Source organism: Streptomyces sp. NPDC018610 (assembly GCF_044391765.1).
Taxonomy (GTDB): Bacteria; Actinomycetota; Actinomycetes; order Streptomycetales; family Streptomycetaceae; genus Streptomyces.
Genome location: NZ_JBISAL010000001.1, coordinates 857,400 through 870,814, shown reverse-complemented (window position 1 = coordinate 870,814; position 13,415 = coordinate 857,400). Strand labels below are relative to the sequence as shown.

Here is a 13,415-nt window from a genome sequence, read left to right as displayed (position 1 = left end):
TACTCCACGCCCGACCTTTGGCCAAAGGACAGGTCGGGGCGGAGGCCGGGGCTCACGCCGCGCCCACCGCCGCGTCGCATTCCTGGCCGCGCAGCGCCCGCGCCAGGTCGTCGCGGGCCTCCAGCACCAGCCGGCGCAGGGCCGGGGCGGCGTCCTCGTGCTCGGCGAGCCACGCGTCGGTCGCCGCCAGCGTGTCGGGCGAGTCCTGAAGCGCCGGGAACAGTCCCCGCACCACGTCCATCCCGATCTGGATCGACCGCTCGCCCCACACCCGCTCGATCGCCGCGAAGTACTTCTGGGCGTACGGCGCGAGCAGCTCCCGCTGCGAGGGCCGCTCGAAGCCCGCGATCGTCGCCTCCACCAGCGCGTTCGACAGCGCGTCCGACTCCACCACCTGCGCCCACGCCTGCGCCTTCACCGCGGCCGAGGGCCGCGCGGCCAGGCAGCGCACCTGGTGGCGCTTGCCGGAGGCCGTGTCGTCACGGGCGAGCTCGGCGGCGAGCACCTTCTCGTCCGCCGCGCCGTGGGCCGCCAGCGGCTCCAGGAACGCCCACCGCAGCTCCTGGTCGACGTCCAGCCCGGCGATCTCCTCGGCGCCGTCCAGCAGCCCGCGCAGCAGGTCCAGATCGGCCGGCGCGGAGGCCGCGGCGGCGAAGAACCGCGCCCACGCGAGCTGGTGCTCGCTGCCCGGTTCGGCCTGCCGCAGCTCGGCCAGCGCGCCCTGCGCGAGCGCCGTGCCCGCCGCCGCGCGCCACTTCGGCGCGACGTAGTGCACCAGCGCCGACTGGGCCCAGGCGTGCAGCATCTGCAGCACGCCGATGTCGGACTCGCGGCCCGCGAACCGCAGCACCAGGTCGACGAACTCCCGCGCCGGCAGCAGCGCGTCCCGGGTCAGGTTCCACAGCGCCGACCAGCACAGCGCCCGGGCCAGCGGATCGGTCAGCGCGCCGAGGTGCTCGCGCAGCGTGGCCAGCGAGGTCTCGTCGAAGCGGATCTTGCAGAAGGTGAGGTCGTCGTCGTTGACCAGCACCAGTTCCGGCGCGTCCTGGCCGGCCAGCTCGCCGACCACCGTACGGGCGCCGTCCACGTCCACCTCGGCGCGCGCGTACCGCTCCAGCGCGCCGACCTGCGAGCGCCGGTACAGGCCCACCGCGACCCGGTGCGGGCGCAGCTCGCCACGCGGCGGAGCCGCATGGTCGGACACAGCGGACGCGGCGGCCTCCTGCACCACCGCCAGCTCGTCGATGCGGCCCTCGGCGTCCAGCAGCACCTGCGGGGTCAGCGAGTTGACGCCCGCCGTCTGGAGCCAGGACCGCGCCCACGCGCCCATGTCCCGGCCGCTGGTCTCGCCCAGCACCGCCAGCAGGTCGCCCAGGCGCGTGTTGCCGTACGCGTGCCGCTTGAAGTAGCGGCGCGCGCCCTCCAGGAACGCGTCCTGGCCGACGTAGGCCACCAGTTGCTTGAGCACGCTGGCGCCCTTGGCGTAGGTGATGCCGTCGAAGTTGAGCTTGGCGTCCTGGAGGTCGCGGATGTCCGCGGTGATCGGGTGCGTGGAGGGCAACTGGTCGGCCCGGTAGGCCCACGCTTTGCGGCGGTTGGCGAAGGTGATCCAGGCGTCCTGGAAGCGGGTCGCGCCGACGTTGGCGAAGGTGCCCATGAAGTCCGCGAAGGACTCCTTCAGCCACAGGTCGTCCCACCACACCATGGTGACCAGGTCGCCGAACCACATGTGCGCCATCTCGTGCAGGATGACGTTGGCCCGCGCCTCGTAGGACGCCTGCGTCACCTTGCCGCGGAAGATGTACTCCTCGCGGAAGGTCACCAGGCCCGGGTTCTCCATCGCGCCGAGGTTGTACTCCGGCACGAACGCCTGGTCGTACTTGCCGAACGGGTACGGGTAGTCGAAGTGCTCGTGGAAGAAGTCCAGGCCCTGCTTGGTGATCAGGAAGACGTCGTCGGCGTCGAAGTGCCGGGCCAGCCCCTTGCGGCACAGCGCGCCGAGCGGGATCTCCAGCCGCGTCCCGTCCGCCAGCTCCCGCTCGTAGGTGTCGGTGACGTAGTGGTACGGCCCCGCCACCACACAGGTGATGTAGGTCGAGATCGGCTTCGTCTCCGCGAACCGCCACACCCCGTCGTGCTGCTCGCCGGCGCCGTTGCTCCACACCGTCCAGCCCTCGGGCGCCCGCACCTCGAACCGGAAGGGGGCCTTGAGGTCGGGCTGCTCGAAGCCCGCGAAGACCCGGCGGGAGTCGGCCGGCTCGTACTGCGTGTAGAGGTAGACCTCGCCGTCCTCCGGGTCGACGAAGCGGTGCATGCCCTCGCCGGTGCGCGAGTAGGCGCACCGGGCGTCCACGACCAGCTCGTTGTCGGCGGCCAGGTCCTCCAGGAGGATCCGGGAGCCGTCGAAGACCTCACCGGGGTCGAGGTCGCGGCCGTTGAGCGAGACGGCGGTGACGGCGGGGGCGACCAGGTCCGCGAAGCTCGTCGCGCCCGGCTCGTTGCAGCGGAAGCGGATGGTGGTGACGGACCGGAAGGTGCGCGGCCCGTCGCCCTCCTGCCCGCCGACCGCCGACCGCAGGTCGAGGGACACCTCGTACCCGTCGACGGACAGCAGAGCGGCCCGCTCCCGGGCCTCGTCGCGGGACAGATTCTCTCCGGGCACGGACGGCACTCCCTCGTGTCGTGTTCAGGATGCGGACAGCACCGATCCTGCCATGCGGCCCTGACGGGCGGCATCAGGGAATGCCCCGGGAGACGATCGGCGTTGCCCGTTCAAAGACCCGATACCGAGGAGAGCCATGTCCGAGAACGCCTCCGCCACGACCGCCGCCGGGAAGACGCCCGTCGACTTCTGGTTCGACCCGCTGTGCCCGTGGGCCTGGATGACCTCCCGGTGGGTGCTGGAGGTCGAGAAGGTGCGGGACATCGAGGTCCGCTGGCACATCATGAGCCTGGCGGTGCTCAACGAGCCCAAGCTCGACACCCTGCCCGAGGAGTACCGGGAGCTGCTGACCACCAAGGCGTGGGCGCCGGTCCGCGTGGTGACCGCGGCCTGGCAGAAGCACGGCGAGGACGTCCTCGGCCCGCTCTACACGGCGCTCGGCACCCGCTTCCACAACCAGGGCGAGGGACCCACCCGCGAGGCCATCGCGGGCGCGCTGGCGGACGCGGGCCTGCCCGCCGACCTGATCGACTACGCCGACCAGGAGGACTTCGAGTTCGACGCCGAGCTGCGCGCCTCCCACAAGGAGGGCATCGAGAAGGTCGGCCAGGAGGTCGGCACGCCGGTCATCGCGCTCCCGGGCGCCGACGGCGAGCAGATCGCCTTCTTCGGCCCGGTCGTCACCCCGGCCCCCAAGGGCGAGGAGGCGGCCCGCCTCTGGGACGGCACGGTCGCCGTCGCGTCGGTCCCCGGCTTCTACGAGATCAAGCGCACCCGGACGGCGGGGCCGGACTTCAGCAACCTCTAGGAGACGGCCTGCCGCCGCCCTGGGGTCTTTCGTCTGGATCAGGCCGGGCAGGGAGCGGGGCCAGGGCCCGCGAGCCCGGCGTGATCCGAACGAGAGGCCCTAGTTCTCGGGGAGGTCGCCGCCGTCGTCCCACTTGAGGCGACGCTGGTAGCGGCGGCACCCCGGGCGGGCGCAGCGGATGTACGCCTCCGGCGGGAAGCCGGTCCTCGCGCCGCGCACGTGCGCCTTCTCGGCGTCGGTGAGGGAGCGGAACGGCTGCATGGGCCCACCGCAGTTCGGGCACCGCTTGAACACCATGGCCCGAGAGTAGGCGCGTACGACGCCGGCGGCATCCGCGCCGACGGCGCGCGAGAACGGGATGACCCCCGCGAGTCAGGTCCTCGCGGGGGTCTCCTTCTTTCCGCCCGCCCGCGTGAAGGGTGAGAAGACGATCACGAGGCGGGACGCTCCGGGCGCGCCGGTGGGGGCGCGGACGGTCGCTTTATTGCGAATGACTTGCAACTACAGGTTAGCAACAACAGGGCGGGTGCGGGCAAGGCCGCCGCACGCACCCGGACAGCCGCGCGCCCGCCCGCGGGCAGGCCGGCCCGCACGCGTCCGGACGCCGCGGACAGACCGGCCGGCCCGCACGCACCCGGACGCCACGAAGACCCCGGCGTGAGGCGCACGGGCCCGGACGCCGCGAAGGCCCCCGCGTGCAGTACGCGGGGGCCTTCCGGACCGTTTGCGAGACCCTGACGACCTGGGTCAGCTCCTGGCGCGCCCGCGCTGCCAGGCGTAGCCGACCACCGCCAGGACGAGCGTCATCGCGCCCGTCGAGTACAGCTGCACCCGCGTGTCGGCCTCCCGCGCCATCAGCACGAAGACCGCCGCCATCCCGGCCAGGGCCACCCAGGTGAGCCACGGGAACGCCCACATCCGCACCACCAGCCTCTCCGGCGTCTCCCGCTCCAGCCGGCGCCGCAGCCTCAGCTGCGAGGCGGCGATGAAGATCCAGACGACCAGGATCACCGCTCCGATCATGTTCAGCAGCCAGGGGAAGACGTCGTCGGGCCGCCAGTAGCTGAGCAGCACGCACCCGAACCCGAAGAGGCTCGACACCAGCACCGCCACCCGCGGCACCCCGCCGGACACCCGCGCCAGCGCCCGGGGTCCCTGACCGCGCCCGACCAGCGAGTACGCGATCCGCGAGGAGCCGTAGATGTTGGCGTTCATCGCGCTCAGCAGCGCGACGAACACCACCACGTTCATCAGCGGGCCGGCGCCCGGGATGCCCAGGTGGTCCAGGGCGGCGACGTAGGGGCCCTTGGCGACGACCTCGGGGGAGTCCCAGGGGACGAGGGTGACGATGACCGCCATGGAGCCGACGTAGAACAGGGCGATGCGCCACATCGCGGTGCGCACCGCGCTCGCCACGCCCTTGACCGGGTCCTCGGACTCGGCCGCCGCGATGGTGACCGTCTCCAGGCCGCCGTAGGCGAAGACCGAGGCGAGCAGGCCGACGATCAGGCCCTGCCCGCCGTGCGGGAGGAAGTCGGTGAGGTGCGAGGCGCCGGGGGAGTCGGTGCCGGGCAGGACGCCGGCGACCGCGAGGACGCCCAGCACCAGGAACAGGGTGATCGCGCCGACCTTCAGGGCCGCGAACCAGAACTCGAACTCGCCGAAGTTCTTCACCGCCGCGAGGTTGGTGCCGCAGAACACCACCATGAACAGCGCCACCCACATCCACTCGGGTGTGCCCGGCAGCCAGCCGGTGACGATCTTCGCGGCGCCCATGCCCTCCAGGCCCACCGCCGTGCACAGCAGCACCCAGAACGACCAGCCCGCCGTGAAGCCGGCCCACGGCCCGAACGCCCGCTCGGCGTGCGCGGAGAAGGAGCCCGACGACGGATGGGCGGCCGACATCTCGCCCAGCATCCGCATCACCAGCATCACGAGGACGCCGGAGAGGGCGTAGGCGACGACGATCGAGGGGCCGGCGGCGGCGATGCCCGCGCCGGAGCCGACGAAGAGACCCGCGCCGATCACCCCGCCGAGGGCGATCATCGACAGATGGCGCTGCTTGAGTCCGTGGGAGAGGGGGACGCCGCCCGTCTCGGAGGGCGTCCCGGCGGCGGTGCCGGTGCTGGTGCGGGTGGGGCTGCTTGGCATGGGCGCGCTCGTCCGGGGTGTGGGGGGCGGGGCAAGAGTGCCCACAGTGTGGGCGGCCCGTCCGCTCAGAGGGACGGGCCGCCCATTATCCGGACGCGCCCTGCGCGCAGGGTGAACCCGCGGCTACGCGGCGAGCGCGGTCGCGACGGTGGTGTAGTGCGAGGCGTCGCCCTCGATGGAGTAGCTCTCCTTGCCCTCCACACCGACCGGGACGTCACCGGCGACGGTCACGCGGTTCAGCCGGCGGGGCAGGCCGTCGTAGTTGTCGATCGCGTAGTGCTGGGTGATCCGGTTGTCGAACAGCACGAGCTGGTTCTCCGACCAGCGCCAGCGCAGGACGTTCTCCGGGCGGGTGACGTAGGCCTGGAACAGGTCGAGGATCTTGCGGGACTCCGGCACCGACAGGCCGACGATCCGCTGCGCGAACCCGCCGATGAACAGCCCGCGCTCGCCGGTCAGCGGATGAACCCGCACCACCGGGTGCGCGGTGCGGTACTTGATCGAGGTGAACTGGGCGCGCTGGGCCGCCTTCTCGTCGTCGATCGACTCCTGCGGGACCGCGTAGTCGTAGTCGTTGGTGTGCTCGGCCCACAGCGTGTCGGCCAGCCGGCGCAGTGGCTCGGGCAGGTCGCGGTAGGCGGCCGCCGCGTTCGCGATCAGCGTCTCGCCGCCGTACGGCGGGATCGTGATGCTGCGCAGGGTGCTGGCCTGGGGCGGGTTCAGCACGAACGTGACGTCGGTGTGCCAGTGGTTGGCCCGGCCGCGCTCGCTGTCCACGGGCAGCACGTTCGGCGCGCCCTCGACGGCCGGCACGGTCGGGTGGGCGGTGGTCAGGTCGCCGAAGTGGCGGGCGAAGGCCTCCTGCCCGGCGTCGTCGAGGCTGACGTCGTCGAAGACGAGCGCCTTGTGGGCGTTGAGCGCCTCCCGTACGGCGGCGACGGTCTCCCCGTCGAGCGGCCGGGACAGGTCGACGCCGAGGACCTGGGCGCCGATGTTCGCGGTGACCTTGCGGATCTCGATGGACATGGACGGTTCCTTTCAGGCGGTGGCGAGTGCGGGGCTGACGTGCTGGTTGACGGGGCGGGGCAGGCCGTAGCGCTCCCGCAGGGTCTGGCGCGGCCCGTACTCGGTGCGCAGCAGGCCGCGGGCGCGCAGGATCGGGACGACGTGCTCGACGAAGGCCTCCAGGCCGGACGGCAGCACGGCGGGCATGATGTTGAAGCCGTCGGCCGCGCCCCGCGTGAACCAGGTCTCGATGGCGTCGGCGACCTGCTCGGGCGTTCCCGCGAAGGTGAGGTGCCCGCGCCCGCCGCCGAGCCGGCCGATCAGCCGGCGCACCGTGAGCCGTTCGCGCCGGGCCAGCTCCACCACGAGCGTGTAGCGGCTCTTGGCACCCTCGATCGCCGACTCGGGCGGCAGTTCGGCGGGCAGCTCGCGGTCCAGGTCCAGGGCGCCGGGCGGCAGGCGCAGCAGGCTCTCCAGCCGGGCGCGGCCGTGCTCGGGCACGATGTGGTCCTCCAGGAGCTGCTCGCCGGCCCGCGCCTCCGCCTCCGTGGAGCCCAGCACGGGCACGATCCCGGGCAGCACCTTGATGTGCTCGGGGTCCCTCCCGGCCGCCCGAGTACGGGACTTGAGGTCGGCGTAGAAGGCCTGCGCGTCACCGAGGGTCTGCTGCGCGGTGAACACCGCCTCCGCGTGCCGCGCCGCGAACGCCTTGCCGTCCTCCGAGGAGCCGGCCTGCACGAGCAGCGGGTAACCCTGTGGTGTGCGCGGCACGTTGAGCGCGCCCGCCACGCTGAAGTACGTCCCCTCGTGCCGGGCCGGGTGGATCTTGGCGTCGTCGCCCCACACCCCGGCCGCCTTGTCGGCGACGACGGTGTCGTCCTCCCAGCTGTCCCACAGCTTGAGCGCCACGTCCACGAACTCGGCGGCCCGCGCGTAGCGCTCGGCGTGCGCGGGCTCGGCGGCCAGGCCGAAGTTGCGGGCCGCCTCCGCTCCGGCGGTGGTCACGATGTTCCAGCCCGCCCGGCCGCCGCTGATGATGTCCAGCGAGGCGAACTTGCGGGCCAGGTTGTAGGGGGAGTTGTAGGAGGTGGAGGCGGTGGCGATCAGACCGATGTGCTCGGTGGCGGTCGCCAGGGCGGTCAGCAGGGTCAGCGGCTCCAGGGAGCCCGCCGGACGCTGGGCGACGGTGCTCCACAGCTGCGGGCCGTCGGCCAGGAACAGCGAGTCGAACGTGCCGCGTTCGGCGATCCGGGCGAGGCGCACGTAGTGGGCGAGGTCGACGTGCGCGTACGGGTCGCTCTCCGGCAGCCGCCACGACGCCTCGTGGTGGCCGGTGTTCATCAGGAACGCGTTCAGGTGCAACTGGCGGGTCATGCGAGGTCCTCCGTGACGCCCAGCGCGGCGAGCAGCCGCTCCCGGTACTCGCCGAGCAGCGGGTCCCGGTAGGAGCGCGGGTGCGGGCGGTCGATGGTCAGGTCGAGGCCGATACGGCCCTGGTCCAGGACGAGGACACGGTCGGCGAGCACGATCGCCTCGTCCACGTCGTGGGTGACGAGCAGCACCGACGGCCGGTGCCGCTGCCACAGTTCGCGCAGCAGGCCGTGCATCCGGATCCGGGTGAGCGCGTCCAGCGCGCCGAACGGCTCGTCGGCCAGCAGCAGTTCGGGCTCGCGGACCAGGGAGCGGGCGAGCGCGGCGCGCTGCGCCTCGCCGCCGGACAGCTCGCTCGGCCAGGCCCGTTCGCGTCCCCGCAGGCCCACCTCGGCCAGCGCGGCCCGGCCCCGTTCGGCGGCGTCCTTGCCGTCGGTGCCCAGCAGCACGTTGTCCAGCACCCGCCGCCAGGGCAGCAGCCGGGAGTCCTGGAAGACCACGGACACCCGCTCGGGGGCCTGGAGTCCACCGCCGCCCCGCACCCGGTGGTCGAGGCCGGCGATGGCCCGCAGCAGCGTGCTCTTGCCGGAGCCGCTGTGCCCGAGCAGCGCGGTGAACGAGCCGGCCGGCAGGTCGAGATCGATGCCGGCGAGGACGCTGCGGCCCTCGAACGACCTGGTCAGACCGGAGAGCCGTACGGCCGGCCGGGTCAGCTGCTCAGTGTGCGGCGCCATGACAGCACCCTCCGTTCGATCAGACGGACCACGCTGTCGGAGATCAGACCGAAGACGCCGTAGACCAGCAGGCCGACGAGGATGACGTCCGTCTGGCCGTAGTTCTGGGCCTGGAACATCATGTAGCCGAGGCCGCTCGTGGCGTTGATCTGCTCCAGCACCACCAGACCGAGCCAGGAACCGGTCACGCCGAGCCGCAGGCCGACGAAGAAGCCGGGCAGCGCGCCGGGCACCACGACCTGGCGGACGAACCGGTAGCGCGACAGGCCCTGCACCTCGGCCAGTTCGACGAACCGGGTGTCGATGCCGGACAGCGCGGCGTGCGTGTTCAGGTAGATCGGGATGTAGACGACGATCGCGATGATCGCGACCTTGAAGGTCTCACCGATGCCCAGCCAGAGGATGAACAGCGGGATCAGACCGAGGGTGGGGATCGCCCGGTTGAGGTTCACCGTCCCGTCGATCAGCGCCTCGCCGGTCCGGGTGAGCCCGGAGGCCAGCGCGAGCAGCACCCCCGCGCCCAGGCCGATGGTGAAGCCGTAGGCGGCCCGGCGCAGCGAGGTCGCCACGTCGGTGGGCAGCGTGCCGTCGGTCCACAGGCGCCCGGCCGTCCTCAGCACCGTCCAGGGCGCCGGGATCGCGCCCGGGTCGAGCTGTCCGGCGGCGGAGGCGGCCGCCCACAGGGCGAGCAGCACCAGGGGGCCGACCAGCCGGGCGGCGGGCAGCCGCCTGCCGGGGGAGAGCCCGCGCCGGGCGCGCCGGGTGCGGGCCGGCGCCCCGGAGCCGGAGGGCGCCTCGGCGGTGGCCGCGCCGGAGGCGGGGGCGGTGGTCTCGGTCGCCGAGGTCGTCATGGCGCTCACCTCCGGTACTCGGCCGCTACGGCCTCGGCCGCGATGGACTCGAACCGCCGGTCGAAGAGCGAGTCGACCTTGAACCCCTTCACGAAGCCGCCCTCGGCGAGCAGATCGGCGGTCTCCTGCTCCCACTTGATCGCCTCGTCCCAGCTCGGCGGGAACAGCGGCTTGTTGGCGAGCTCGGTGACGGCCTCGGCCTGCGCGAGCGACAGGTTCTGCGTCTTGACGTAGAACTCCCGGTTCCACACGTCCGGGTGCTCCCACTGCCACACCAGGCCCTTGGCCCACCGCGGGATGTACGCGGCGACGGCGGCGGCCTTCGCCTCGTCGGCGAGCACGGAGACCGGCGCCCACAGCAGGTTGAGCAGGTCGACGACGTCGGTGGGGATGGTGTGCGCGCCCTTGCCCCCGTACTGCTTCAGATACGCCGGGGCCTGGCTGTTGCCGAGCGGGGCGACGTCCACCTGCCCGGACTGCAGCGCGGTGAGGAACTGGTTGCTCGTCAGCGGGACCAGCTTGACGTCGTCGTACTTCAGCCCCGCCTCCTTCAGCGCGCGCAGCAGGACGACGCCCTGCGCCTGCCCCTGGGAGAAGGCGAGCCGCCTGCCCTCGAAGTCGTGGACCGAGCGGATGTCGCTGCCGGGCTTGGTGGCGAACAGGTAGTTGGGCTTGCGGGTGAGGCCGACGGCGACGATCCGCGCGTCGTAGCCCTGGTAGTGCGCCTGGATCGGCGGGATTCCCGCGTTGTTGGCGACGTCCAGGGAATGGGCGCGGAAGGCGTTGATGACGTCCGGGCCGGCGCCGATGTTCAGCCAGTCCGACACGGTGAAGGGCAGCGGGGGGAACTTCGCCAGCTTGGACTGGAGCTGCTGGGTGTTCTGGTAGGAGGCGATCTTCAGGCTGGTGCCCGGCGGCACCTTGCGGGCCAGCGGGGCGGACAGGTCGGCGGACGACCTGGAGGCGGCGGCGCTCGATCCGGCGCAACCGCTCAGTCCGGCCGCCGCCGCGGCGACGCCCAGCAGGGAGGAGAGGAACAGACGCCGGTCCGGTGCGGACACGGGTGCCAAAGGCATGGGAGAACTCCGTGGGTTCACATGGTTCACAGGGCGGCGGGGACGCATGCTGAATTCCGGCACGACGGCGAAGCCCGGCGAAAGGAAAGGGAATTCAGGCAGGGGCGGTACCGGGTGCCGGAGCACGCGGGAAGAACCGGAGGGAAAGGCGCTCCGGGGCGCTTCAACGGGTCAGCAACAAAGAGTGCGACAGCTCGTGAGCGGGTTCATGAGATGAATGCTCCCGGCCGGGCGCGACCCCTGTCAACATTCGGAGTTTTCGAATTAATCAACTTCAGGTGACACGGCCAGCGGGTCCCGGTAGAGCACGTCCAGGGCCACCGCTCCGCCCGCCACCGCCAGCACCGAGTCCGCGAACGCGCTCGGCGTCACATCGGCCGCCCGCTCCGCCCCCACCGCCTGCCTGAGCGCCGCCAGACAGTCCTCCCGGTGCATGGCGCCGACCTCGGTGACCACCACCGCCTCCGGGTTGAGCACGCCCAGCAGCATCCCCACCGCACGCCCCGTCGTCCGCGACCGCGCCACCAGCAGCCGTACGGCCTCCGGGTCGCCGGCCGCCGCCGCGTCCAGCACCCGCATCGGGTTCACCCCGTCGATCACCCCGGCCGCACGGGCCCGCCGGCACAGCGTCCGCTCGCTCAACTCGGCCTGCAGGCAGCCCACTCGGCCGCAGTCGCAGGGCTCGGTGCCGCCCGGCACCGGCAGATGCGCGATCGTGCCCGCCTGGGACCGCGGCCCGTGGTGCACCTCGTCGTGGGTGGCGAACGCCGCGTCGACCACGTTGCCGACGAACAGGTGCAGCACACTGCGGCTGCCCCGCGCGCCGCCGAACAGCCGCTCCGCGTTGACCAGCGACCGCGCGTGCCCGTCGACGTGCACCGGCAGCCCGGTGCGCGCGCCGATCGCCTCCCGCACCGGTACGTCCCGCCAGCCCAGCAGCGGATGTTCGACGACGGTCCCGGAGTCCCGGTCCACCCAGCCGCCGGCGGCGAAGCCCACACCGAGCGGGGTGCCGCCCGGCGCCGAGGCCAGCAGCGCCGCGAGCCCGTCGGCGGCCCGCGCCAGCACCTGCCCCGGCTCGGCGCCGGCGTGCTTGAGCCGCCGCTCGGCCATCACCCGGCCACGCAGATCCAGCAGCGCGACCGTGGTGTACGGCACCGCCACGTGCACGGCGCCGACCACGAACCGCGCGTCGTCCAGGTCGACGGGCACGTGCGGCCGGCCCACCCCGCCCGACTGCCGGGGCACGGCGGCCTCGTGGATCAGTCCGAGCCGGGCGAGCCGGGCGCAGTGGTCCGTCACGGAGGCCGGGGAGAGCCCGGTCAGCCGCGCGATGGTGCTGCGCGCCACCGGTCCGTGCGCCAGCACCGAACGCAGCACGACACTCGCGCTGGTCCGGCGCCGGTCGGGATCGGCGAGCCGGGGAACGGGGGAGGCCAGGGTGGGTGCCGCGGCACGGGGCATGGGAAGTCTCCCGGGAAGAGGGGGCCGACGCTGCGCCTGCTCGGGAGCAGGGGCGCGCGGAGCCCGCCCCTACCGGGAGCGGCGACAGGTGGCCGTGCCCTGGCGTCGCAGGTCGACGTAGCGACGCGACGAGAAGTACCGGGCCTGGGCAACCATGCGTTCGAAGCTAGCAAACGGGCCCACCGGTGCCCAGACGGCGACCGACGGGCGAGACGGCGCCACCGGCCGCAGGAGAAGGGCGGCGCCACCGGCCGCAGGAGAAGGGCGGCGTCACCGGGCGCCCGTGGCCGGCCCGGCCCAGCCGCCGAAGCGGCCGGACGCCCGGCGATCCCCGCCGCGGAGGGCCGGCCGTTTGGCGGGACCCTACAGAGGCGGTCGCGCCGGGCCGCGTCGCCCGCGCCACTCCACCTCAGTGACCGGCGTCACGCGCCGCCGGGTGTAACCGGTTGCCTTTGTGCGGAGCCCACCAAGCCCCCGCTCAAGCCTTTGTCGAGCGCTGACGGTGATCGGCTCCGGCGCGCTGGGATAGCGTCACGATGTTCCCAACTGCCCTCACCCCCGCGGAGTCCCCATGAGCACCGCCGCCCCCGCCGCCCTCCCCCAAGATCTCGACTCCGCTCGATCAGGGGGGACCCCCATCGGCCAGGTCCTCGCCGACCTGCTCCCCTCCTCCCGTGTCCGGGACGCCGCTCTCGTGCTCGGGGGCGCCGCGCTCACCGGCATCGCCGCGCAGATCGCCGTCCCGGTGCCTGGCTCCCCGGTGCCGGTGACCGGCCAGACGTTCGCCGCGCTGCTCGTCGGCACCTCGCTCGGCGCCGGCCGCGGCCTGGTGGCCCTCACGCTGTACGCGCTCGCGGGCGTCGCGGGCGTGCCGTGGTTCGCGGAGGGCGGCTCGGGCGCGGGCGCCCCCTCCTTCGGCTACGTCCTCGGCATGATGCTGGCCGCCACCGTCGTCGGCGCGCTGGCCCGCCGCGGCGCCGACCGCGGCGTCTGGCGCACCGCCGGCACCATGATCCTCGGCGAGGCGGTCATCTACGCGGTCGGCGTGCCCTACCTGGCCCTGTCCACCGGCATGTCCGCCTCCGCCGCGATCGCCGCGGGCCTCACCCCCTTCCTGATCGGCGACGCCGTGAAGGCCGCCCTGGCGATGGGCGCGCTGCCGGCCGCCTGGAAGCTCGTCGGCAAGCGCTGACCCCGTGACGCACCAACGACAACGCGGTGGAGGGAGCCCTTCGGGGCTCCCTCCACCGCGTTGTTCACCGCGTTCTCCGGCTCAGGCCCGCGAGAGGGACC

11 protein-coding genes are annotated in these 13,415 nt (G+C 73.1%); 2 read left to right on the top strand and 9 right to left on the bottom strand.

The genetic code is table 11. The features are described from left to right. Positions 1-52 precede the first annotated feature (52 nt). On the bottom strand, positions 53-2,662 hold the full coding sequence (pepN, locus tag ACH5A8_RS03875) for an aminopeptidase N (protein WP_398997588.1): 2,610 nt from the start codon (positions 2,660-2,662) through the stop codon (positions 53-55). 136 nt (positions 2,663-2,798) lie between these two features. On the opposite strand from pepN, the gene ACH5A8_RS03870 reads away from it, so the two are divergent. Beyond that, a complete protein-coding gene (locus ACH5A8_RS03870; RefSeq protein WP_398997586.1) occupies positions 2,799-3,470 on the top strand; it encodes a DsbA family protein in 672 nt (223 codons plus the stop codon). A gap of 99 nt (positions 3,471-3,569) precedes the next feature. On the opposite strand, the gene ACH5A8_RS03865 is transcribed toward ACH5A8_RS03870, so the two are convergent. From ACH5A8_RS03865 to ACH5A8_RS03830, 8 genes are all read right to left on the bottom strand, one after another. Next, on the bottom strand, positions 3,570-3,767 hold the full coding sequence (locus ACH5A8_RS03865; RefSeq protein ID WP_398997584.1) for a hypothetical protein: 198 nt from the start codon (positions 3,765-3,767) through the stop codon (positions 3,570-3,572). A gap of 450 nt (positions 3,768-4,217) precedes the next feature. After that, positions 4,218-5,621, bottom strand: coding sequence for an amino acid permease (locus tag ACH5A8_RS03860; protein WP_398997583.1), 1,404 nt, complete (start codon positions 5,619-5,621; stop codon positions 4,218-4,220). Between the two features lie 123 nt (positions 5,622-5,744). After that, positions 5,745-6,647, bottom strand: a complete 903-nt coding sequence (locus ACH5A8_RS03855; protein ID WP_398997581.1) for a TauD/TfdA dioxygenase family protein — start codon at positions 6,645-6,647, stop codon at positions 5,745-5,747. 12 nt (positions 6,648-6,659) lie between these two features. Further along, positions 6,660-8,000, bottom strand: a complete 1,341-nt coding sequence (locus ACH5A8_RS03850) for an LLM class flavin-dependent oxidoreductase (RefSeq protein WP_398997579.1) — start codon at positions 7,998-8,000, stop codon at positions 6,660-6,662. Then, positions 7,997-8,731 carry an ABC transporter ATP-binding protein gene (locus tag ACH5A8_RS03845; protein ID WP_398997576.1) on the bottom strand — a complete coding sequence of 245 codons (735 nt, stop codon included), beginning with the start codon at positions 8,729-8,731 and terminating at the stop codon, positions 7,997-7,999. The genes ACH5A8_RS03850 and ACH5A8_RS03845 overlap by 4 nt, the downstream gene beginning before the upstream one ends. Next, positions 8,707-9,582, bottom strand: a complete 876-nt coding sequence (locus tag ACH5A8_RS03840; protein WP_398997574.1) for an ABC transporter permease — start codon at positions 9,580-9,582, stop codon at positions 8,707-8,709. The genes ACH5A8_RS03845 and ACH5A8_RS03840 overlap by 25 nt, the downstream gene beginning before the upstream one ends. A gap of 5 nt (positions 9,583-9,587) precedes the next feature. Continuing rightward, positions 9,588-10,658, bottom strand: coding sequence for an ABC transporter substrate-binding protein (locus ACH5A8_RS03835; protein WP_398997572.1), 1,071 nt, complete (start codon positions 10,656-10,658; stop codon positions 9,588-9,590). A 264-nt stretch (positions 10,659-10,922) separates the two neighbouring features. Then, positions 10,923-12,122 carry an ROK family protein gene (locus tag ACH5A8_RS03830; RefSeq protein ID WP_398997570.1) on the bottom strand — a complete coding sequence of 400 codons (1,200 nt, stop codon included), beginning with the start codon at positions 12,120-12,122 and terminating at the stop codon, positions 10,923-10,925. A 571-nt stretch (positions 12,123-12,693) separates the two neighbouring features. Here ACH5A8_RS03830 and ACH5A8_RS03825 point away from each other — a divergent pair. Continuing rightward, positions 12,694-13,314: a biotin transporter BioY gene (locus ACH5A8_RS03825; RefSeq protein ID WP_398997568.1), complete on the top strand. Its 621-nt coding sequence runs from the start codon at positions 12,694-12,696 to the stop codon at positions 13,312-13,314. Positions 13,315-13,415: the final 101 nt, after the last annotated feature.